Source organism: Furfurilactobacillus curtus (assembly GCF_045862785.1).
Lineage (GTDB): Bacteria > Bacillota > Bacilli > Lactobacillales > Lactobacillaceae > Furfurilactobacillus > Furfurilactobacillus curtus.
In genome coordinates this window covers 335,477-357,172 of sequence record NZ_BQXO01000001.1, presented here as the reverse complement: position 1 = coordinate 357,172, position 21,696 = coordinate 335,477, and the positions used below count along the sequence as shown (strand labels likewise).

Sequence of the window (21,696 nt, the reverse complement as noted above, 5' to 3'; positions counted from 1 at the left end):
TAGATGATTAAATTTAGGAGGGCTTAGGCATGAGCCAAAACAATGATCCCAAACAGCAAAAGCCATGGGACAAACAATTTGCCGCAGATCACGACGAATTATCTAGGACTGAAAACCGTAAACGGAGTAGTCATAATTCGTTGATTACGGGAATTTTAGTGTTGGTTATCATTGCGCTTGCCTCTGTGCCGGTGTGGTACTTCGTCTCAAATATGAATTCCTTTAATCATCCACAAGGTTCAGCGCCCGTTTCCGTATCGGCCAGTAAAAAGAAGTCGGCAAGTTCGAAAGCTAGTGTAAAAACCAGTGATCAGAAAGCGAGCACGAAGACGGCTAAGGCGGCCGTATCGGCGAGCAGTGTGACTGAGTCGGAGTCGGTTAGCTCAACGAGTAGTGAGTCCGCCAGTGCTGCTTCATCGAGTAGTTCTAGCAATAGTGACGAAAAATATGTGACAGTTGAAGCCGGTCAAGGACTTTATCGAGTGGCTGTGAATAATGGCATTAGCTTACAACAATTATTGACGCTAAATGGCCTCAGCAACGGCGCTCAAGTCGCCCCTGGACAGCAACTACGGGTCAAATAACTAAGCTGAGTACATAATTAAACGTCGGGGATGTTTTAATTTCTATCAATTCTCGGCGTTTTTATTGTGGTTTTTAGCTATAATAAAACAGTTCAAACTAAACTTAGTGATATTAAATTAACTGAGGTGTGAAGAAATGGGTGTTTCAGGAAGTTCCGGAGTGCAGGTGGCGATTGATGGGCCTGCATCGGCGGGGAAAAGTACAGTTGCAAAATTGGTCGCCAAACATTTTGATTATGTGTATTTAGATACCGGGGCGATGTATCGGGCCATCACTTGGGCAGCATTGCGGGATGGCCTTGATCTAAATGATGAGGCGGCTGTTATGGCCATAGTTGCGAAGACGCCCATTCGATTTACACCTGGTCAACCCGATCAACTCGTATTTGCGGGGGAAACTGATGTCACTCGGGCAATTCGTGAAGAAGCCGTGACCAATAATGTCTCAACGGTGGCGGCTCTGCCAGCAGTTAGAGCCGCATTGACGGAACAGATGCAACAGATTGCCGCAGCTGGTGGCATTGTGATGGATGGCCGTGATATTGGGACAACGGTTTTACCAAGTGCGCAGGTTAAAATTTTTTTGGAAGCGAGCGTCGCCGAGCGCGCACGTCGCCGATTTAAAGAAAACCAGGCGAAAGGCATCGCAGTTTCTTTAGCAACGTTAGAGCAAGAAATTGCAACGCGTGATTACAAAGATTCTCATCGAACGAGTTCGCCTTTAACACAAGCAAAAGATGCAATTTTACTCGATACAACGAGTTTGACTGTGAATCAAGTTGTCGATAAAATCGTCAATTTGGTTGATAAATATTTAAATCGTCAAGGTTAGGCTTATTTACTGGTATTTCAATGGCTTTTCGATTATCATGTTAAATAGATATTGTCACTAGGAGGATTTTTTGATGAGCGAAAGCGAAGACAACAAAGAATTATTGGATGCGTTAAACAACGCGGGCCAAGTTAACATTGGCGATGTCGTTAAGGGTGAAATTTTAGCCATTGACGACGACCGACAAGCAATTGTCGGTATTGGCGATACTGGGGTTGAAGGTGTGGTTCCAGTTAAAGAATTAACAACAAATGCAGATTCATTAAATGTTGGTGATGTATTGGATCTTGTCGTTATCTCACGGATTGGTAATGACAAAGAAGGCGGCAGTTATTTACTTTCTCAACGTCGTCTTGAAGCACGTAAAGCTTGGGATGCAATCGAAAAAGAATACCAGAGTGGTGACACCCTTGATGCGACAGTTACGCAAGTCGTTAAAGGTGGGTTAGTCGTTGATGCAGGTGTTCGTGGTTTTGTGCCTGCTTCAATGGTTTCAGATCACTACGTAGAAGATTTGAACCAATTTAAGGGTCAGACATTGACTTTCAAGATTATTGAAATTGAACCAAGTGAGAATCGTTTGATTTTGTCTCATCGTGCGATTGTCGAAGCTGAAAATAAAGCTAAGCGAGCTCACTTATTTGAAACATTGGTTGCTGGGGATGTCATTGAAGGAACCGTTGCTAGAATGACGGACTTTGGTGCCTTCGTTGACTTAGGTGGTGTTGATGGGTTAGTCCACGTTTCAGAAATTTCTTACGATCATGTGAACAAGCCAAGCGACGTGCTTAAAGTTGGTGAAAAAATCAATGTGAAGGTCTTAAACGTTGATGCAGATCGTCAACGGATTTCACTTTCCTTGAAACAAACACAGCCTGGCCCATGGGATGATATTGAAGACAAAGCCCCCGTTGGTGCTGTATTGGATGGTACGGTTCGTCGATTGACAGACTTTGGTGCGTTTGTTGAGGTCTTCCCAGGTGTTGAAGGGCTGGTTCATATTTCACAAATCTCTCATGAACACATTGCGACGCCTAATGATGTCTTAAAGGTTGGTCAAGCTGTTCAGGTGAAGGTTTTGAACGTTGATCCTGACCAACAACGTCTTGGCTTGTCAATTAAGGCCTTAGAAGAAAAGCCACAAGTTGAAACGGAACAAGACGAAGACGATCAAGCAGCTTCGCGTTCTGATGTTCAAAATTACACGGGTAATGATGACGGTGGATTTACCATCGGCGACTTGACTGGCGACGATTTAAACAAATAAGTCGAACACGTTTCGTGAAATCCCCGTCTTCGGGGATTTTTTTATATCCAGATGTGTCCAATACTCAATCAGTATAGGCAAAATCCAGTGGTGGTTATTGCGTATTCTGATGGGATTGCGTACACTGAGACGAGGTTTAAGCGGAATTAGTAAAAATTATTTTAAAGGAGGGACGAGATGTCAAATCCAACAGTGGCGATTGTTGGCCGACCAAATGTCGGTAAATCGACCATTTTCAATCGGTTAGTCGGCGATCGTATCTCGATCGTTGAAGATACACCGGGTGTTACACGCGATCGGATTTATGCTTCAGCAGAATGGCTAGGCCATCAGTTTAATTTAATTGATACGGGGGGAATCGATCTCTCGGATCAACCATTTTCAGTTCAAATTACTGAACAAGCTGAGATTGCAATTGATGAGGCGGATGTGATTGTCTTTCTTACTAGCGCTCCAGAAGGCGTTACTGATGAAGATGAACAAGTGGCGCGAATTTTATATCGGGCCGATAAGCCGGTTTTATTGGCGGTCAATAAAGCTGATAATCCCGAACAACGTCAACAGATTTATGATTTTTATACACTTGGATTTGGGGATCCTTACCCAATTTCTGGCGCTCACGGAACCGGTTTAGGAGATTTGCTAGATGCCGTCGTGAAAGAATTTCCTGATGACGCGGAAAATGAGGATGATGACACGATTCGTTTCAGTCTGATTGGACGGCCCAATGTTGGCAAGTCTTCCATTGTCAATGCATTGTTGGGTGAAGAACGAGTCATTGTATCGGATATCTCAGGTACCACCAGAGATGCCATTAACACCCGTTTTACGGCTGCAGATGGGGATGAGTTCACCATGGTCGACACAGCTGGATTGCGTAAACGCGGAAAGGTGTATGAAAATACCGAGCGTTACTCCGTGATGCGCGCAATGAGCGCCATTGATAAAAGTGATGTGGTGTTAGTCGTCTTGAATGCTGAAGAAGGCATTCGTGAACAAGATAAGCATGTAGCTGGTTACGCGCATGAAGCGGGGCGGGCGATTATTATCGTCGTCAATAAGTGGGATACATTGGCCAAAGATAATCACACGATGGCGAATTTTGAGGCGACCATTCGCGAAGAATTTCAATATCTAGATTACGCGCCGATCGTCTTTGTTTCGGCAAAGACTCGTCAACGGTTAGATCGTTTACCTGCGTTAATTAAACAAGTTGATGAGAATCACCGTAAACGCATCCAGTCTTCAACATTAAACGACGTAATCACAGATGCCATTGCAACGACACCAACGCCGACAAGCAATGGCCGTCGTTTGCGCGTCTACTACGTGACCCAAGTGGCCATCAAGCCGCCAACTTTTGTCCTATTTGTTAACGACCCGGAACTGTTACACTTTTCGTATGAACGATTTTTAGAGAATCAAATTCGCCAAGCTTTTGACTTTACGGGGACGCCAATTCACTTAATTGCTCGGCAAAGAAAATAGTTGTATAAGTCAATCGATGGCTCGAGATCAACTTTCCCTATAAAAATGCTCTGAAACATTGATTTAACAAGGAAAAATGCCCTTTTTTGCTTGTTCAATTAGGGCCCGTGTGGTAAATTGAATGGTGAAATGATGCGGTTTTCCGTTATTGTTTCGCCATTTCTGGACCACTCAGAGATGGCAACTAGATGTTTACATATTTAAACGTCTAAGCCCAAATCCGGAGGTGAAATCTCACATGGCAAACAAGGCACAATTAGTTAACGATGTTGCAGCAGCAACTGGTTTAACCAAGAAGGACGCAACTGCTGCAGTTGATGCAGTCTTCGCTTCAGTTCAAAAGAGCTTAGCCAAAGGCGACAAAGTTCAATTGATCGGTTTCGGTAACTTCGAAGTACGCTCACGCGCTGCTCGTAAGGGCCGTAACCCACAAACTGGGCAAGAAATCGAAATTCCTGCAAGCAAGGTACCTGCATTCAAGCCAGGTAAAGCTTTGAAGGATGCCGTTAAGTAATTTATTACTGACGGATGAGACTCGGGCAACCGAGTCTTTTTTTACGCACTGATTTAGAGACTTGCCGAAACTCACTAATTCAGACTAATATGCTTGAATTTCTGCTTTGACCTGGGGTTAACCTGACTGGTAACTTTTGAGAAAATGGCGTACACTGATGTGTCAATCATGATGGAGGCTAAAGATGAGTGAAGCAAATAGTTATTCCGAACAGATGTTAGACGCTTTGCAAAGTGGCCAGTTGGATGAGGCCAATAAGCTCTATGCTTGGGCGCTACGTAAAGATGACGATAACACGTTATATAATTTAGCTGAACAATTATATGGACTTGGATTTAACAAAAAAGCCCAACGGATTTATGAAAATTTATTAAAGCAGTATCCCAATGAGGATGAGTTACGCACCAGTTTAGCAGATATTGCCATTGATGAAGATGACCTTGACGCTGCCACTGATTATTTAAATAGCGTTAGTCCAAGCTCACCAGCCTATTTGCAAAGTTTGCTGGTCGCAGCTGATCTTTATCAATCGGAAGAATTGTTCGAAGTTAGTGAGCAAAAATTGCTGGCAGCTGAACGATTGGCGCCTGACGAGCCTGTGGTCTTGTTTGCGCTGGGTGAATTTTATTTCATGATGCGTGAGTATCAAAAAGCAATTGCTTATTATCTCGATTTAATTAAACGTGGGATTCCTAAAATGGAAGATGTGGATTTAGTGTCCCGGATCGGGGTGGCTTATGCTAATGCTGGTAAATTTGAACAGGCGGTCGGCTATCTTGAACAGATTCATCAGGGAGATTTAACGCCGGATGTCCGTTTCCAGCTAGGCTTTGTTTATACGCAATTAAAGGAAAATGCCAAGGCAATTGAAACATTTGGGCAGTTACAGGAAGAAGATCCATCGTATGCATCGTTGTATCCTTTTTTAGCGCAGGCATTAACTGATGAAAACCGCCTGGAAGAGGCCTATAAGGTTGCACAGCAAGGACTAGCTATCGACGAATATAATCAGGATTTGTATGGACAAGCAGCCAATCTTGCATTGCGATTGCAAGACGAATCGGCAGCTGAAGATTATTTCAAGCGAGGGTTAGCTTTAGATCCTGATAACCAAACACTCATGCTGCAATTGAGTAACTTATACGTCCAGCGACAGCAGGATGTGGCTAATGTTGATTTGGCTTCTCAGTATGTTCAAAATGATCAAGTTGACCCCCAGGTATACTGGAACTTAGCCGTCTCTTATACGCGCTTAGAAGAGCCCGATCAAGCGCAAACTTACTATGATGCGGCGCGACCATACTTTGAGACAAATACCGACTTTTTAAAGCCAGCCTTTTATTTTTATCGCGCACAAGGCGATATCGATGCGGCTGTTGACCTTTTACGCAATTACTTGAAGCTACAACCAGACGATGAAGAAATGGCTGCTGAACTCGAAGATTACGAAGATCAGGGTTATTAGACTAGCAAACGGGACATAAGTCATTTGACTTATGTCCCGTTTGTTTATCGACTTAAAAATTAAAAAGGAACGCCAGATTTTACCTTTGTCTCGATCGCATATGAGGACTACTTTGAGACTTCATCTGAAACGATTAGCTGAGGTAACAAACGTTGGTAATAGTTCAAAGCGTTGGCGGTCAAGCGTAGTGTATTCATAAGGTCTTGATCACTTGCCTGGCGATGCGTCGTTAGATAATGAAGAACGTAGGCTTGGTGAAGCATGCGTGGTGCTAGTGAAAAGCCAGCACGAGTCTCATCTTGATGTAAATATTTGTGTAGCGCTGGTAAAGTGAGGCGGGGATTAGCTAAATCCAAGCGTTGCTTAAGAAAGAATCCACTTGACTGTTGTTTGATCTGCAAAGGTTCAATAAAATGGCGAAAAGCTTGGTAGAATTGCCGTTCAAATGGTAACCAATCTAAAGATACAATGGTTTGTTCAAAGTTGGGCTGTAAGAATTCACTCGCTGTAAAGCCTTTGCTCAGTAAAATTAAACTAAAGCGCGTATAGAAGTGTAATTGTCCGTCCTCGACAAGCTCTCCTAGCTCGTCTAACCAAGTCATTGTTAAAGTAATCGGTTTGGCTAACGGACGACTGTGCAACGTCAACGTGGGTAATTCTGGTGTCAGATGGTGGCTGAAAGCATAACTGAAGTATTTATTGAGATGCGATAGTGTCTTGTTATAAGTGTTTGACGCCATCGTTTGGTTGGCCAGGCGACGTTCTAAATAGGCCGCAATATCGCGATCAAAGATGTTGGCGAGTTGCGGATCGGCAGCAAAGCCAGAATTAGTATGATTTAAATCATCAAAAAAAGCGGTCAGATCTGCCCGATATTGCGCAATTGTGGCAGGCGCTAGGGGTTGACGAGCTAGCGCTGCTTCAAATTCTCTTTGATATGGATAGTCAGCCGTTGACATAAAGGAATTCCTTTCCGATCAGATTTTCAAATAGATCAGTCTAAAAATGAGCGCCGTTTAACAACTTTGAAGGAAAAGCCTTCACCTAAATTCTGTTCTACCGGTAGAATAGACATGAAGGCATGATCGTCGATGCGATCAACAATCCGCCGCATGGTTTGAACTTCTCGGGGACTGATGACACAGTAAATCATTTTGCGCGGGGTACTGGTGAAGGCACCTTGAGCATCCAAGGTCGTAACTCCCCGCTGAAGTTCTTCAATGATGGCAGCGGCGATGGCTTCGTTTTTGTCACTTAAAATCATGATCGCTCTAGCAGCGTATGCGCCAGATAAAGTAAAGTTAACGATCTGAGTGAAGACAAAGGCACACAACAGGGTATACATCATATGAACAATGTCGATATAAATTAATGAAGCGACTAGGACAATCACATCTTGAACTAGTAGACTGCGACCCATTGGCACACCACTTTGTTTTTCAAAAATTCGCGCAATGATATCGGTTCCACCCAGTGTGCCGCCGGAACGATACACCAGACCACAGCCGAAACCACCGGTGATACCAGCTACTACCCCGGCAATGAATAAATCGTGATGAATATTGATGCTGAGTGGAATTTGCTGCCAAACCCATAGCCAAACTGACAACATCATAATCCCAAAGACAGTGTAAATAAACGAGCGGCGGCCTAATAAACGCCACCCAATTAATAAGAGAGGGATGTTGATTGCCAATGTGGTATAGGCTGGATTCCATTGGAATAATGCCCGTAAAATTAAGGAAATGCCGGCGACACCGCCATCAGCTAAGCGGTTAACGATGTTGACATACACTAAGCCAAACGCATACATGGCCGCGCCAACGGCAATAAACAAAAAATCTCGGAGTCGCATTGATTCATCTTGTCGCATAAGGGTCCCCAATCTAGCGCTTGCCAGTTTAATTAACACTAAAGATAGCAGACTAACAAAAGATTGACCATAGTGTCAGCATAGAGAATTTCTGCTAAGATATGACAGAAGCATGATGCGATTATCGAAAAAATAGTTACGTTAATTAGTGAATTTAAATTGAAGATTAATCAATATATAGGAGGCGGTGGTATGCGTTTGGCACAACTACCAGAAGAATTTAAAAACGCTCAGCCCATTCTAACTAAATTAGAATCAGCTGGGTATGAAGCCTACTTCGTGGGTGGTTCGGTTCGCGATACGATCTTAGGCAAACCAATCCATGATGTCGATATCGCCACGAGTGCCTATCCACAAGAGGTTAAGGCCTTATTTAAACGAACGGTCGATACGGGAATTGAACATGGAACTGTCATGGTTTTAGATCACGGCAATGGTTATGAAACAACCACTTTTCGGACCGAATCCGGTTATCAGGATTATCGACGACCTGATGAAGTCACGTTCGTTCGGCAATTAGCTGATGATTTAAAGCGCCGCGATTTTACGATTAACGCCCTTGCACTCAAGCAAGACGGAACAGTCGTGGACTTGTTTCATGGCCTAGATGACCTCGCAGCTAAAATTATTCGGGCGGTCGGCGATCCAGAAGCACGATTCGGTGAAGATGCATTAAGGATGATGCGGGCCGTACGCTTTGCAAGTCAGTTGAACTTTACGATCGAACCACAAACACAAAAAGCAATTAAAGATCATGCGCCACTCTTAAGCAAAATTGCAGTTGAACGTATTCATGAAGAATTCGTCAAAATGATGATTGGTCCGGCCGCCCAACGCGGCCTTAGCTTGATGATTCAAACTAAATTAGCGGATTATTGTCCTGGTTTTATTGGTCATACGATTGATTTATCAACGATTGCCACTTTGCCACATTTGCAAATGACCGACGAGGTCGAAGTTTGGACATTGGTCGCCTTGCATTTAGGGCTTTCCTATCAAGATACGGTCGAATTCTTGCAAGTTTGGAAGACAGCTAATCACATTATTAAAGCAGTGGTAATGGCGTTACATCTAACGTATGCGCAACAGTATCATCGGGTAAAACCACGATTGTTATTTGATCTAGACCCTGGAACCATCCGTGCAGGGACTAATGTTGCCCGCTATAGTGGTTATGGTCCTGAAGATCCCAATCAGTGGCTTGAAGTCTATGATAAGTTGCCGATTCGAAATACCCGTGAATTGGCCATAACGGGGAAAGATCTAATACAGGGTCTAGGTATGACGCCTGGGCCAGCAATTGGTCAGACACTTGATCAATTAGTCGATACGGTACTAGCAGGCGAAGTGAAAAATGATCACGCGGCTTTAGTTGCGCAGGTTATCGAACAGCAAAAATCCGCTAACGCATCAGAATGAAATAACAGGTGATAAGGAAGCTATGCAAACTTTACGAGCAGAAGATTTAACAAGAAATTATGGTGAGAAAACCTTATTTAATCAAGTTTCCTTTTTAATTGGTGAGACTGATCGAATTGGTCTTATTGGAACTAATGGCAGTGGTAAAACTTCCCTGTTGAATACGCTGGCTGGGATCGATCCACAAGACTCAGGTCAGATTGACACGCCGAATGATTACCGAATTAGTTATCTAAAGCAAATACCAGAATTAGATGATCAATTGTCAGTTTTGGACGCCGTCTTCGCCGGCGCTCAACCGGTTTTTGCCACGATTCGGGCTTACGAACAGGCACTTGCTGATTTTGGTGCGCAGCCAAATGATGAAGCTGCGTTGAATCGTTACACGCAGGCAGAAGCAAAAATGAATCAGGAGGATGCTTGGCTTGCTGAAAGTAATGTGAAGACAATTCTAAGTCAATTGCATATTACTGATTTGCATCAACCGGTGGCCACATTATCGGGTGGTCAACGAAAGCGCGTCGGCTTAGCCCAAGTCTTGATTCAGGCGCCTGATCTGTTGTTGTTGGATGAGCCGACGAACCATTTAGACTTTGACTCGATTGATTGGTTACAAAAATATTTAGCAAGTTATCGTGGTGCGGTGCTCGTCGTCACGCATGATCGTTATTTCTTAGACGCCGTGGCAACTCGGATCTTTGAGCTGTCGTTTGGTCAACTGTATGAATACGAAGGTAATTATCAAGCTTTTGTTGCGCAAAAAGCAGATCGGGTCGCCCATGAGTTAGACGCTGACCGTAAGCAAACGCAACTCTATAAAAAAGAGTTGGCGTGGATGCGGACATCGCCACAAGCGCGGGGGACCAAACAGCAAGCCCGTGTGAACCATTTTAACGAGTTGAAAGATAACTTGCACACCGCTCAGACTGATGACGATGTCGACATTAATTTGGGTCAACAGCGGTTGGGTAAAAAAGTCATTAACGTGGAGCACGCAAATTTAGTCCTCGGGCAGCACCAAATTTTGAACGATTTTAATTTGCTCATTCAAGCCCGCGATCGAATTGGGATTACCGGTAAAAACGGTGCAGGTAAGACGTCCTTGTTAAACGTGCTTGCACACAGGTTACCATTGGATAGTGGCACGGTTACCATTGGTGAGACTGTTAAATTAGCGTATTATACCCAGCAAACAGAGCCAATTCCTGGCGACAAGCGCGTGATTAATTATCTTAATGAAGTTGCCGAAACGGTTCGTGATGTCGATGGCAATGAGATTAGCACGACCAATTTGTTAGAACAATTCTTATTCCCACGGTTCATGCATGGTACATTGATCCGTAAATTGTCAGGTGGTGAGAAGCGTCGGTTATACTTACTTAAATTACTCATGAGTCAACCAAATGTGTTATTTTTAGATGAGCCAACCAACGATTTGGATATTGGTACATTAACTGTCTTAGAAGATTATTTAAGTCATTTTGCGGGCACTGTTATCACGGTATCCCATGATCGTTACTTCTTAGACAAAGTGGCCGATCAATTGTTGATTTTTGACGGTCATGGTCAAATTGAACGCTTTAATGGACGCTTTACAGATTATTTAGTTCGTCAGCAAGCCCAAGTTCAAACGAAGCAGTCGGCACCTTCGACTGCTATTCACACTGATCATCGTGAATCTGGGGCACCGTCGCCAGTATCTGAAAAACACAAACTCACATACAAGGAACAGCAAGAGTGGGATGGAATTGAAGCCAAAATTGATGAGTTGGAGCAGCAAAAGACAACGATTAACCAAGCCATGACAGAAAACGGTTCTGATTATGGTAAATTAGCCGAGCTGCAACATCAGTTTGAAACAGTGGACGCTGATTTGACCACCGCCATGGAACGATGGGAGTATTTGAGCCAGTTTGTTTAGCGACTAATTTAACTACTGATGGATGGAGACGAAAGGGAGCCGCACAATGCTAGAAGATGCCTATTTACAACTAGAACGGTATGTTTATGAGCACGGAAATGTGAAGACAGATCGCACGGGTACAGGAACCAGATCAACATTTGGCTATCAGATGCGCTTTGATCTGAGTGAGGGGTTTCCCTTATTAACGACCAAAAAAGTCCCCTTCGGCCTCATTAAAAGCGAGCTATTGTGGTTCTTACACGGGGATACTAATATCCGCTATTTACTCGAGCATAAAAATCACATTTGGGATGAGTGGGCGTTTCAGCGATATATTGATAGTGATGTATATCAGGGCCCAGATATGACGAATTTTGGTCGGCGAAGCCAATCTGATCCAGATTTTAACATTGCCTATCAGTCAGAGAAAAAACGATTTGATGACCTAATTTTGACTGATGATGCTTTTGCGGCGCGTTTTGGTGAACTCGGGTTGGTTTATGGATCACAATGGCGTAAATGGAAAACATCGACTGGTCAGACGATTGATCAACTCGGGGATGTGATTGAAATGATCAAAACCCATCCAGATTCACGTCGACTGATTGTTTCAGCTTGGAATCCTGAAGATGTGCCAACTATGGCCTTACCACCGTGTCACACGTTGTTCCAATTTTATGTTGCGGACGGAAAGTTATCCTGTCAGCTGTATCAACGATCAGGAGATATTTTCTTAGGCGTGCCATTTAATATTGCTAGTTATGCCCTGCTAACCTCAATGATTGCCAAAGAGTGTCATTTGGAAGTTGGCGAATTTGTGCACACGTTAGGCGACGCCCATATTTATTTGAACCACTTAGACCAAGTTGCTGAACAGTTGTCACGTACACCTAAGGCGGCGCCGACATTATGGCTTAACGACGATAAAGAGAGTATTTTTGATTACGATATGAAAGATATTAAAGTTGAAAATTATGATCCATTACCGGCGATTAAAGCTCCTGTCGCTGTTTAAAGCAAGGAGGCGGGGCAATGTTAACATTAATTTGGGCCGAAGATGAAAACCACGTGATTGGAAACCAAGGTAAGTTGCCTTGGCATTTACCCGCTGACGCACGATTTTTCCGCCAGCAAACAACTGGTCAGACTGTGATTATGGGTAAACAAACCTTTTTATCAATTGGCCGGCCACTGCCAAAACGGACCAATGTGGTGCTTTCAGCGACGTTATCGGCGCCAGCTGGCGTGCTTTTGATGCGTAACCTAGCCATGTTGAAGCAATACTTGCGACAGCATCACAATGAGCAATTGTTTGTTATCGGCGGTGTCCGACTATACCAAGCCCTGATGCCACAAGCGGATCGTTTACTCGTTACCCGCATTGATGCATCCTTTAGTGGTGATACCAAAATGCCAACGATTGATGCTGCTGATTGGCATTTAACAAACGTGGATGTCCATCCAGTGGACGATCAGAACGTTTGGCCATATCGGTTTGAAACTTATGAACGCATTTAATTCTAAACCTGAATCGGTAACGCCCGCGCCAATGCAAATAAGACATTGGTGCGGGCGTTTGACGTTGACGACTATGCATATAACAAAACTGAGAAATACATTAAAATGGTTCCCAGCATCACGAACAGGTGCCAGATCACATGTCCGAACGGAATGTCTTGAAAACTATAAATGATAGCGCCAACGGTAAATGCAACGCCGCCACTGACTAATAACCAGAATCCGGTCGGGCCTAAACCATGATAGAGTTGGGGAAAGGCAAGGGCGCACATCCAGCCCATGACCACGTAAATGACGGTTGAAATAACGTTATAGCGGCCTAGCCACAGTGCTTTGTAGATGACGCCACAGATAGCCATCAGGACAATCACACTGAGAATCCACCAACCCTTAGCACCACCAATTACTAGCAGGCAATAAGGGGTATAAGTGCCTGCGATGAGTAGATAGATTGCACTATGGTCGAAAATTTGAAAGAGGTGTTTGGCGCGAGTAAAAATCAAGGCGTGAAACAGGGTAGAGGCTAAATAGAACAAGACAAGAATACTGCCATAAATGGCAAAGGTTGTCACACGTAAGGATGAACCGGTATGAACAGCACGAACGACTAAAATAACGAGACCAGCAATGGCTAAGCCGAAGCCGATACCGTGAGTGGTCGCATTAAAAATTTCATTTACGATTTCATAGGCACGTGAATGTACAGGGTGTTCCATAAGTTGCCTCCAAAAAATTGATGCGTTTTATTTTCTTGTGAAATGTCAAAGATAACCCATAAAATGTGAGAAGTCTGAAAAGTGTCAGAAAATTTGGTATACTGATCGTACTAATTGTTTCGTAGTTTTCATTGTAGCACGGCATGGAATACAGTGAAGATTGCAGGGAGAAAGCGTGGGATTAATTGTTATGCCGAATGTAAAAATCGTTACTGATTCTTCAGCGGGGTTAACTGAAGCGGAAATCAGCCAGTATGATATCGCGATCATCCCACTCTCAGTCATGATCGATGGTACCGTTTATGTAGAACGAGAGACGATCACTAATGAAGAGTTTATGACGAAAATGGTCGCTGCTAAAGCGTTACCAAAAACTAGTCAACCGCCATTAGGTCGCTTCGTGGAAGTATTTGATCAATTGGGAGCAGATGGATCACCAGTTTTAAGCATCAATATGATGGCCTCTATTTCTGGTACAGTGGAGGCCGCTCGGCAGGCTGCCCAGCTTTCTAGTAGCGACGTAACCGTGCTCGACTCACAAACGACAGACCGCGGTTTAGCTTTTCAGGTACTGGCCGCGGCTAAATTAGCAGCTACTGGTGCCAGTCTGGATGAGGTCATTTCGGAAACAGTCAACGTTCGTGATCATTCACGGCTATTCATGGGCGTGATTAAGTTGGATAATTTAGTTGCTGGTGGTCGCATCAGTCGGGCTGTTGGTTTGGTCTCTAACTTATTAAATATTAAAGTAGGCCTGGAAGTCATCAAAGGCCAAATTGAAGTAACGACAAAAGGCCGGGGTATGAAAACGATCACCAAATTTTTAAACGAAGCGTATGCCGATATGCAGGCGGCTGGACATGTCGCCAGTGTCGGGATCTCTCATGCGGGTGCGCCGGACACGGCTAATCAAATTGCCGAGCATGTTAGACAACTCTTTCCAGATGTGCCAATTGTGGTTCGTCAAACGGCCTCGATTATTTCAACCCATGCTGGTCAAGGGGCTTTCGCGCTGATGTATTATACTGATTAATCGGCAGAAATTCTGGCGCAAACAAACTTAACATGATTCAAGAGGTTGAGCGAGATCGTGAATCACTAGCGGTCAGGGCTTAACCTTTTTTAAAACAACCGCTGGCGGGAGGGTATTTATGAAACGATTTAAAATCTTAATTACCACATTACTAGTTGTTGCAACGGCGGTGGCGGGTTTAGCGTCTTGGTGGCTATTTCAGAGTAACCAAGTTTCGATTAATGCACAGACACGTCCTTCAACAATGAAAAAGATTCGTAAACGACCGGCTAAGTCCAAATCAGTTCGTTTAGTTGCTTTAGGCGATTCATTAACCCAAGGAGTTGGCGATCAACGTAAACAAGGTGGTTATGTTGGGCAAATTCGACAACAACTCATTAAAAAAGACCATTTAGCGGTGACAACTAGTAACTATGGTAAGGCCGGCGATCGCTCGGACCAAATTCAGGCCCGTTTAACGGCTTCCAGTGCAATGCAGAAGAAGGTAAAATCTGCTGATGCGATCGTGATGACGGTGGGCGGTAACGACCTGATGCAAGGCTTTCAAGCAGCGACAGCTGATGGCTCAACTAGCATCGCAAAAATGGATACTGCAGTCGCCAATACACAGCGGACTTATGCTGCTAAATTGACCAGTCTGCTGACGCAGGTTCGATCGTTAAATCCAACCGCTCCGATCTTTTTGTTTAGTATCTACAATCCAGTGTATGTTTACTTTGCGAACGTGCCGCAGCTCAATGTTTATATCAACGAATTTAATCAAACGACAAAATCAGTTGGTAAGCCGTTTGCCCGGTTGTATTTTATGGACATTAACCAGCGCTTGTCTTACGGACAATTTGATACGGTCGAGAAGCGCGCCGCCCTTGCAACCAAAGATGCACAAGTGAATAAGAATGGTGTTAATGGTCAAACGGTTGAAAAATCGCTGATGACGAATCCAGATGGCGAATTGAATAAATATCTGTCACCAGCAGATCATTTTCATCCAAATTACACCGGTTATACACAAATGACCAACGTATTGTATAAAACAATGCAGCAGCATCAACAATGGCGCCCATAAAATAAAGGAGAGTCTCACGTGGCACAAAGAAGTCAACAAGCGTCACCCCAAAAAACACATTCGCATAACGGTTGGCGCACAGCAACTTTGATTCTGGCGGGATTGATGATCATCATTGGTTTATGGGTTGGTTTTGAAGCGACGGCCCCAATTTCCCAACCAGTGGAAGTTACACAACCAGTCCAGCAATCTAACGCAACATTTCAGGTACAATTGAATACCAAACAGGTGAATGCGTTGGCCGATTATTACATTAACCATACTAAGAATAACAAGTACAATTACCGATTTGTTATTAACAAACACGCGATGTTATATGGAAAAACCAAATTTCTGGGGGCTAATCTGACGTATGGTTTGATTATGGATCCAACGGTCACAAAGCAAGGCAACATTAAGTTGCATGCCACAAGGATGGCCATAGGTCGATTGCCTTTACCGGTTCATTTCGTGATGACATTTGTGGCGCGCCATTACCAATTTCCTAAGGGTGTCACTGCTGATGCCAAAAACAATACGGTCAACCTTGATTTAGGTAAAATCGGACCTAAACGATCGCTAACTGTCCGCGCTGAAACATTGGATGTTAATAGTGGTACGTATATCTTTAAAGCGGGCATTCCACAAGCAGCTTTTAATAAAGAGGTTAAGTAACAATTTTTTCATGAAAGGAGTTTTCATGCGACGTAGCTTTTATCAGTTCTTGATGACGAAAAGAAATCCATCCAGTTATGAGCCTGTTGCCCAATTTGCCAATAATGCGTTTTTAGATCAAGCATTTCCAAAACAAGCAACGAATTTTGATGATTTATCACGATATTTTGAATTAAATGGTAATTATTTACCAAGTATGGATGTGTTTGATGATGCGTGGCATCAATACTTAGAGTCGGAAATGTAAAGAGGGAAAGTAGGTGCAGTGATGGCGCAGATTCAGTGGTTCCCTGGTCATATGGCCAAAGCCCTTCGACAACTACGAGAAAATTTAAAAGTCATCGACATCGTGTTTGAATTAGTCGATGCACGGATTCCAGAATCTTCTAGAAATCCGGAGCTAGACGAGATCGTAGCTAATAAACCGCGGTTATTAATTTTAGAAAAAAGCGATTTGGCTGATCCACGTCAGACAGCAGCCTGGCTGCGTTATTATCAAGCGCATCACCAACCTGCGATAGCTGTCGATGTCAACGATCGTAAATTGGTTGGTGACCTCACTAAAGCGGCGCGTCAAGTTTTGAAAGTTCAGCAAGCACATGCCGCCGAAAAAGGGATTCAATCACGGGTCATCCGTGCCGTGGTTGCTGGCATCCCCAACGTTGGTAAATCCACGTTGCTCAATCGATTAGTTAATAAAAAAGTGGCGATTACTGGCGATCGTCCCGGTGTGACCAAAAAGCAGCAATGGCTAAAGGCGGGCAATGACTTGCAACTGTTGGATACTCCAGGAATTTTATGGCCTAAATTTGAGGACCCGCAAGTGGGACAAAAATTAGCCTTAACCGGAGCAATTAAGGATGCATTATTTGCTAAGGATGATATTGCCTTGACGGCAATTGAATTTATGCGCTCTCAAGATCAGTTGACTCGTTTAACTGATCGGTATCATTTAAGTACCCAGGAACTTGACGCGACAAATGTTGATGTTTTGCTCGCCATCACCCACCGTCTCGGATTTAAAGATGATTACGATCGCGGCAGTGAACGACTTATTTTTGATTTGCGAAAGGGAAAAATTGGTCGGTTTACATTTGATACAGTACCAACAATGACACAAGGAGCCGCAGATGATGAGTGACTCGGAAACCGATAAACACAAGACAATCGCCCAAATTAAAGCACAGCTAGACCAGATTACGGCGCTGGATGATCCGCAGTTGGTAGCATTATATCAAGATCCTCGTAAAGGTGTTCAACGTTATTTAACGGTCACCAAACACCGGCTGGAAATGACAATTCAAGCGCAGACGCAGTTCGAAGAGCACTGGTTATTGGAACGGATGGCTTGGTCTAAAGGGCGTCAGCATGTCGTCGGTATTGACGAAGTTGGTCGTGGACCACTGGCCGGCCCCGTTGTAACGTGCGCGATTGAATTACCGACTGATTTTAATTTAACTGCTGTCAATGACTCTAAACAATTATCGGCAGCAACCCGTGAAGTCTTATATCCGCAGATTTTAGCGCAGTGTCGTCAGGTCAGTATTGGCGTAGCTTCACCCCAAAAAATTGATGAGTTAAATATTTATCAGGCAACACGTGTCGCTATGCGAGATGCTGTGTTGTCATTAGCACAGACGCCAGATCAATTATTGATTGATGCCATGCAAATCGATGTGCCAATCCCACAAGAAAAGTTGATCAAAGGTGATGCCCGTTCTGTCAGCATTGGTGCGGCCAGCATCGTGGCCAAAGTTTATCGCGATCATTTGATGTCTTTATATGATCGCGTTTATCCTGGTTATCATTTCCAACAAAATGATGGCTATGGGACTAAAGCGCATTTACAGGCGATCGATGATCTTGGTGTAACGCCAATTCATCGTCGTTCCTTTAGTCCAGTTGCCAAAGCCTTGCGGTAGCAAGTCGAATAAAATTCAGTTAAGACTGACAATCGTTGAAAGGTCAGTCTTATTTGTTTTTTTTTGATTTTTTTTAGGTGGTTTAACGTATGTTTTGATACAGCGATCGGCTGAATTCAAGAGTTGGTGGTTCGAAAATAATGAACGATCCATTTGCTTCAAATCGTGATTTTCTCGTTAAATTTCATTTTTTACCCGGCATTGGTTTAGCCAAACGGCGTCAATTATGGGCCTACTTACGTTCACATATCGATACAAGGCTAACTTTGGCTCGAGTGGCTGAAGTTTTAGATTGGTCAACTGATGATTTTCATCAAGCCCAGATCTTTTGGCAATCAGTTAAGCTTGCTAATCAAATTGATCTTAACCAAGCAACCAGCAAAATCACAACAATTTTAGATCCTGATTATCCGCCGTTTTTACGTGAATTGTATGCGGCGCCATTGGTTTTATTTAGTCGCGGAAATTGGCAATTAACGTCTTGCGCTGGCCTAGCCGTGGTGGGCGCCAGAAAAGCGACTGCTTATTCGCGTTTGGCATTAAAAAGACTACTGCCACCATTGTTAACCAAGCAAACACATCCGCCAATTATTTCTGGTTTAGCATCAGGAGTTGACGCGTTTAGTCATCAGTTGGCGATTCAATATGAAACTAGCACAGTGGCAGTGATCGGCACCGGCTTAGATGTGACTTATCCAGCTGCACATCAATCATTACAGGCCGAATTAATGACCCATCAACTGGTAATAAGTGAATACCCACTTGGCACACCGCCAGCTAGATTTCGGTTTCCTGAGCGCAACCGAATCATTGCTGGTTTATCCCAGGCTGTATTAGTGACGGAGGCAGCGCAACATTCGGGCAGCCTGATTACGGCCAACATTGCGTTGCAAGAAAATCGCAATGTATTAGCCGTCCCTGGCCGTATCACCGATCCACTCTCGCAAGGTTGTAATGCGTTGATTTCAGCTGGAGCCACCCCGATTACAACTGCCACTGAATTAATGGCTGAGCTACGTGATGAGTGAATGACGATGAAGTAAATTCACCAATAATATAGAAGAAAAATAGAATAAAATTTTTGACTTAATTTGCAAAACTATGGCATGATTTCACTTAAAATTTAGTTCTGGCCATTCTGAAATTCTTGACAGAAGTTAGGTCGGTGACGTATGGTGATTTAGATTTGACTGTAAAAGCACGTCAAATAGACTGAAGAAGTAGTCATGATTCATAAATGAATTTTAAAAAGGAGTGGCCTAATGGCGACGTCTAAAACCAAATCAAAAGTTAAAAAAAATTTGGTCATCGTCGAATCTCCATCTAAAGCAAAGACGATTGAAAAGTATCTTGGCCGGAACTATAAAGTAGTTGCCAGCAAGGGACACATTCGTGATTTACCGAAATCTCAGATGGGTGTCGATGTTGATCATAATTATGAACCGCATTATATTTCTATTCGTGGTAAAGGCGATACAATCAAGGAATTACGTAAAGACGCGAAGAATGCTAAACGTATCTACCTCGCTTCTGACCCGGATCGTGAAGGAGAAGCCATTGCGTGGCACTTATCACATCTGTTAAATCTAGATCCGAAAGAGAAGAATCGAGTCGTCTTTAATGAGATCACTAAAGACACCGTGAAAAATGCGTTTAAGGAGCCGCGGGATATCGATATGGCTCTAGTCGATGCTCAGCAGGCGCGTCGTGTGTTAGATCGCCTGGTTGGTTATTCCATTTCCCCAATTCTGTGGAAAAAGGTTAAAAAAGGGTTATCTGCGGGTCGAGTCCAGAGTGTCGCATTAGCGCTGATTATTAAACGTGAAGAAGAAATTAAGGCCTTTAAGCCAGTAGAGTACTGGTCAATTGATTCTGAATTTGCAAAGGGTCGGGCAAAGTTTGCTGCTAGCTTTTTTGGAACTCATGGTAAAAAGGCTGATCTAAAAGACAATGCGGCTGTTCAAGCTGTTTTAAAACAACTTGATCAAAAAGCTCTGTTTAACATAACGGACGTGACACGTAAAGAGCGTCGACGTTTGCCACAGCCACCATTTACGACATCCACGATGCAGCAGGCTGCCAATCGGCAATTAAACTATCGAACTCGTAAGACCATGATGGCCGCCCAGCAACTGTATGAAGGAATTAACATTGGTAAAGGCGGTAGCGTTGGGTTAATCACCTATATGCGGACTGATTCCACGCGGATTGCTCATGTGGCAAAGCAAGAGGCTTCACAGTATATTCACGAAAAGTTTGGTGGTGAATATGCCGCGGTCAAACCGGTTAAGGGTAAATTGCCTGAAGGGGCACAAGACGCCCATGAAGCGGTTCGCCCCACTAGCGTTTTTCGGACACCAGCTGAGATGAAGCAATATTTAACCAAGGATCAATTCCGTTTGTATCAGCTAATTTGGAATCGATTCGTGGCCTCACAGATGACGGCAGAAGTATCGGACACGATGACCGTGACCATTGATCAAAATGATGTTCAATTTCGGGCTAATGGTTCAAAAGTGAAGTTTGCTGGATTTGCGAAAGTTTACAAGCAGGCTGCTGATAAAGACAATGTCCTACCTGACCTGGAGGTTGGTGATACGGTCAAGATGACCAAGAATGACCCCCAACAACACTTTACTCAACCACCGGCACGTTATTCCGAAGCTAACCTCATTCATGCGCTTGAAGAAAATGGGGTTGGTCGACCATCGACATACGCACCGACGTTGGATACCATTCAACGGCGCAATTACGTTAAGTTGGATGCACGCCGTTTTGTCCCAACAGAACTTGGTGAGATTGTTAACAACGTTATTGTTGATTTTTTCCCTGATATTGAAAACGTCGAATTTACAGCAGGCCTGGAAAAGCGTTTGGATGGAATTGAAAAGGGCTCGGAAGAATGGGTCAAAGTTGTCGATTCATTCTTCAAGCCATTTTCAACAGAAGTTCAAAAAGCTGAAGCCAACATGGAGAAAATCAAAATCAAAGATGAACCGGCTGGTTTTGATTGTGATATTTGTGGCGCACCCATGGTGGTTAAAATGGGCCGTTATGGCAAATTCTTTGCTTGTTCACGTTTTCCAGATTGTCGGAACACGAAAGCAATTGTTAAAGAAATTGGTGTCATTTGTCCTAAGTGCCATGAAGGGCAGATCATTGAGCGTAAATCCAAGCGTAACCGGATCTTCTATGGTTGCTCGCGATTCCCGGATTGTGATTTTGTCTCGTGGGATAAACCAATCGGTCGTGATTGTCCTAAAGATGGCCATTTTCTTGTTGAAAAGAAGGTCAAGGGCGGCAAACAAGTGGTTTGTCCAAATGGCGATTATGAAGAAGCTGTGCAAAAATAAGCACCATCAAATATGTTGGCTTAATCAAGCAGCTGCTCGCCTTTTGACGAACAGCTGCTTTTGATTCTTCTGACTGTTAGGTGACATGT

The 21,696-nt window shown here is 43.7% G+C and carries 21 protein-coding genes; 18 read left to right on the top strand and 3 right to left on the bottom strand.

Annotated features, from left to right (window positions below; genetic code table 11):
- Positions 1–29 precede the first annotated feature (29 nt).
- From ACKTR2_RS01925 to ACKTR2_RS01900, 6 genes are all read left to right on the top strand, one after another.
- Positions 30–584 carry an SAG1386/EF1546 family surface-associated protein gene (locus ACKTR2_RS01925; protein WP_407882345.1) on the top strand — a complete coding sequence of 185 codons (555 nt, stop codon included), beginning with the start codon at positions 30–32 and terminating at the stop codon, positions 582–584.
- Between the two features lie 136 nt (positions 585–720).
- Complete coding sequence (gene cmk, locus ACKTR2_RS01920) at positions 721–1,416, top strand: (d)CMP kinase (protein ID WP_407882344.1); 696 nt, start codon at positions 721–723, stop codon at positions 1,414–1,416.
- A 73-nt stretch (positions 1,417–1,489) separates the two neighbouring features.
- A complete protein-coding gene (rpsA, locus tag ACKTR2_RS01915) occupies positions 1,490–2,683 on the top strand; it encodes a 30S ribosomal protein S1 (protein WP_407882343.1) in 1,194 nt (397 codons plus the stop codon).
- 177 nt (positions 2,684–2,860) lie between these two features.
- Entirely contained in the window at positions 2,861–4,171 is a 1,311-nt protein-coding gene (gene der / locus ACKTR2_RS01910) for a ribosome biogenesis GTPase Der (RefSeq protein WP_407882342.1), read from the top strand.
- Between the two features lie 238 nt (positions 4,172–4,409).
- Positions 4,410–4,685 carry an HU family DNA-binding protein gene (locus ACKTR2_RS01905; RefSeq protein WP_407882341.1) on the top strand — a complete coding sequence of 92 codons (276 nt, stop codon included), beginning with the start codon at positions 4,410–4,412 and terminating at the stop codon, positions 4,683–4,685.
- Between the two features lie 184 nt (positions 4,686–4,869).
- Positions 4,870–6,150 (top strand): tetratricopeptide repeat protein, encoded by a 1,281-nt coding sequence (locus tag ACKTR2_RS01900; protein WP_407882340.1) that lies wholly within the window; start codon positions 4,870–4,872, stop codon positions 6,148–6,150.
- Between the two features lie 107 nt (positions 6,151–6,257).
- On the opposite strand, the gene ACKTR2_RS01895 is transcribed toward ACKTR2_RS01900, so the two are convergent.
- Positions 6,258–7,109, bottom strand: coding sequence for a site-specific integrase (locus ACKTR2_RS01895; RefSeq protein WP_407882339.1), 852 nt, complete (start codon positions 7,107–7,109; stop codon positions 6,258–6,260).
- A gap of 35 nt (positions 7,110–7,144) precedes the next feature.
- Positions 7,145–8,023 (bottom strand): YitT family protein, encoded by an 879-nt coding sequence (locus ACKTR2_RS01890; RefSeq protein WP_407882338.1) that lies wholly within the window; start codon positions 8,021–8,023, stop codon positions 7,145–7,147.
- A gap of 192 nt (positions 8,024–8,215) precedes the next feature.
- Here ACKTR2_RS01890 and ACKTR2_RS01885 point away from each other — a divergent pair, with 192 nt between their 5' ends.
- The 4 genes from ACKTR2_RS01885 to ACKTR2_RS01870 are packed head-to-tail and all read left to right on the top strand — an operon-like array spanning position 8,216 to position 12,863.
- Positions 8,216–9,442 carry a CCA tRNA nucleotidyltransferase gene (locus tag ACKTR2_RS01885; protein WP_407882337.1) on the top strand — a complete coding sequence of 409 codons (1,227 nt, stop codon included), beginning with the start codon at positions 8,216–8,218 and terminating at the stop codon, positions 9,440–9,442.
- Positions 9,443–9,464: 22 nt separating this feature from the next.
- A complete protein-coding gene (locus ACKTR2_RS01880) occupies positions 9,465–11,363 on the top strand; it encodes an ABC-F family ATP-binding cassette domain-containing protein (protein WP_407882336.1) in 1,899 nt (632 codons plus the stop codon).
- Between the two features lie 46 nt (positions 11,364–11,409).
- Complete coding sequence (locus tag ACKTR2_RS01875) at positions 11,410–12,360, top strand: thymidylate synthase (RefSeq protein WP_407882335.1); 951 nt, start codon at positions 11,410–11,412, stop codon at positions 12,358–12,360.
- Positions 12,361–12,377: 17 nt separating this feature from the next.
- Positions 12,378–12,863: a dihydrofolate reductase gene (locus tag ACKTR2_RS01870; RefSeq protein ID WP_407882334.1), complete on the top strand. Its 486-nt coding sequence runs from the start codon at positions 12,378–12,380 to the stop codon at positions 12,861–12,863.
- Between the two features lie 71 nt (positions 12,864–12,934).
- Here the strand turns inward: ACKTR2_RS01870 and trhA are convergent, their stop codons facing one another.
- Complete coding sequence (gene trhA, locus ACKTR2_RS01865) at positions 12,935–13,579, bottom strand: PAQR family membrane homeostasis protein TrhA (RefSeq protein ID WP_407882333.1); 645 nt, start codon at positions 13,577–13,579, stop codon at positions 12,935–12,937.
- Between the two features lie 190 nt (positions 13,580–13,769).
- On the opposite strand from trhA, the gene ACKTR2_RS01860 reads away from it, so the two are divergent.
- The 8 genes from ACKTR2_RS01860 (at position 13,770) to topA (ending at position 21,607) form a co-directional block, all read left to right on the top strand.
- Positions 13,770–14,612, top strand: coding sequence for a DegV family protein (locus tag ACKTR2_RS01860; RefSeq protein WP_407882332.1), 843 nt, complete (start codon positions 13,770–13,772; stop codon positions 14,610–14,612).
- 118 nt (positions 14,613–14,730) lie between these two features.
- Positions 14,731–15,678, top strand: a complete 948-nt coding sequence (locus tag ACKTR2_RS01855; protein WP_407882331.1) for an SGNH/GDSL hydrolase family protein — start codon at positions 14,731–14,733, stop codon at positions 15,676–15,678.
- An 18-nt stretch (positions 15,679–15,696) separates the two neighbouring features.
- Positions 15,697–16,332, top strand: a complete 636-nt coding sequence (locus tag ACKTR2_RS01850; RefSeq protein WP_407882330.1) for a YpmS family protein — start codon at positions 15,697–15,699, stop codon at positions 16,330–16,332.
- 25 nt (positions 16,333–16,357) lie between these two features.
- Entirely contained in the window at positions 16,358–16,579 is a 222-nt protein-coding gene (locus ACKTR2_RS01845; protein WP_407882329.1) for a YozE family protein, read from the top strand.
- 21 nt (positions 16,580–16,600) lie between these two features.
- Positions 16,601–17,473 (top strand): ribosome biogenesis GTPase YlqF, encoded by an 873-nt coding sequence (gene ylqF / locus ACKTR2_RS01840; protein ID WP_407882328.1) that lies wholly within the window; start codon positions 16,601–16,603, stop codon positions 17,471–17,473.
- The gene (locus ACKTR2_RS01835) at positions 17,466–18,254 is read left to right on the top strand and encodes a ribonuclease HII (RefSeq protein ID WP_407882327.1); all 789 of its coding nucleotides are present in this window, start codon (positions 17,466–17,468) and stop codon (positions 18,252–18,254) included. Before ylqF ends, ACKTR2_RS01835 begins: the two co-directional genes overlap by 8 nt.
- 140 nt (positions 18,255–18,394) lie before the next feature.
- Complete coding sequence (gene dprA, locus ACKTR2_RS01830) at positions 18,395–19,282, top strand: DNA-processing protein DprA (protein WP_407882326.1); 888 nt, start codon at positions 18,395–18,397, stop codon at positions 19,280–19,282.
- Between the two features lie 234 nt (positions 19,283–19,516).
- Positions 19,517–21,607, top strand: a complete 2,091-nt coding sequence (topA, locus tag ACKTR2_RS01825; protein WP_407882325.1) for a type I DNA topoisomerase — start codon at positions 19,517–19,519, stop codon at positions 21,605–21,607.
- The last annotated feature ends 89 nt before the right edge of the window (positions 21,608–21,696 follow it).